Raw genomic sequence first — 1,384 nt, forward strand, 5'->3', positions numbered from 1 at the left:
CCTCCACCGCCGCGGCGACGGTCACCGCCGCCGCCCCGCGGCCTGCGGCCCCGGCCGCGGAGGGCGCGCCGGTCTATGTCGCGCTTGCCCCGGAGGAGCAGGTGAATGTGCAGATCCGCTTCGATTTCGACAGCGCGGCGCTGCGCGAGGACCAGGAGCCCAAGCTCGCCACGCTCTGCGATGTGATGCGGCGCATGGACGGCGTGGCGTTCCGCGTGGTGGGCCATACCGATGCGGCCGGATCCGAGGGCTACAACCAGCAGCTGTCGCTGCTGCGCGCGCGGGAGGTGCGGCGCCACCTGACCGGCAGCTGCGGCATCGCGGCGGACAGGCTGGAGGCGGTGGGCGTGGGCGAGGCCTATCCCCTGGACGCGGCCGACCCGGAGGCGGAGGCCAATCGCCGGGTGGAGTTCCAGGCCCTTGGCTGAGCCCGGCCTTCGCGAGGGGAGCCCGCCCGCATGACCGGCGCCGCTCCGGCCGCGGGCGACATCTTCCGCCCCGGCGACCTGCTGAACAACACCTACCGGATCGAGGCGCTGCTGGGCCGCGGCGGTGTCTCCGAGGTCTACAGGGCCCGTTCCGAGATCTCGGGGCGGGTGATGGCGGTCAAGGCGCTGCGGGCCGAATATGCGCGCGACGAGGATTTCCTGTCGCTGATGACCCGCGAGGAGGAGGTCCGCGAGATCCGCCATGACGCGGTGGTGCGCTATTTCGATGCCCAGCGGATGGCCGACGGGGTGATCTACCTGGTCATGGATTACATCGAGGGCCCGGGGATGGATGCGCGCCTGGCGGCCGGCGGCATGACCGCCAGCGAGCTGATGATCGCGGGGGCGCGGATCTGCGACGGGCTGGCAGCCGCCCATGCGCGCAACATCGTCCATCGCGACCTGTCGCCCGACAACATCATCCTGCGCGACGGGCGGCCGGACCAGGCGGTGATCATCGATTTCGGCATCGCCAAGGATGCCAATCCCGGCGCCGCCACGATTGTCGGCGACGGGTTCGCCGGGAAATTTTCCTATGCCGCGCCCGAGCAGCTGGCCGGACGCAGCGATGCGCGCTCGGACATCTACGCGCTCGGCGCGCTCTTGCTGGCGGTCTATCGCGGCGCGCGGCCGGACCCCGGACGCAACCCGATGGAGGTGCTGGAGCGCAAGCGCGCGCCGCTGGACCTGTCGGGCGTGCCCCGGCCGCTGCGCACCATCCTGTCGCGGATGACCGCCCCCGCTCCGCAGGACCGGTACCAGAGCGCGGCGGAGGCGGCCGCCGCCTTCCGGGCGCCTCCCTCCGCCGCGGACATGGCGGCGCCGGAGGCGGAGGCCACGCTTTTCGCCCCCGCCGCCGCGCCCCGCGCCGTCCCCGCCGGACGGGGCCGTGCGGG

At 73.3% G+C, this 1,384-nt stretch carries 2 protein-coding genes; both read left to right on the forward strand.

What is annotated here, in order from left to right:
- The coding region (locus ICN82_RS21165; protein ID WP_193187332.1) for an OmpA family protein at positions 1-428 on the forward strand (428 nt) is incomplete at its 5' end.
- 30 nt (positions 429-458) lie between these two features.
- Positions 459-1,384 (forward strand): serine/threonine-protein kinase (locus ICN82_RS21170; protein ID WP_193187334.1); only part of this gene is annotated, 926 nt, incomplete at its 3' end.

Origin of the sequence: Mangrovicoccus algicola (genome assembly GCF_014903745.1) — a bacterium.
Classification (GTDB): domain Bacteria; phylum Pseudomonadota; class Alphaproteobacteria; order Rhodobacterales; family Rhodobacteraceae; genus Mangrovicoccus; species Mangrovicoccus algicola.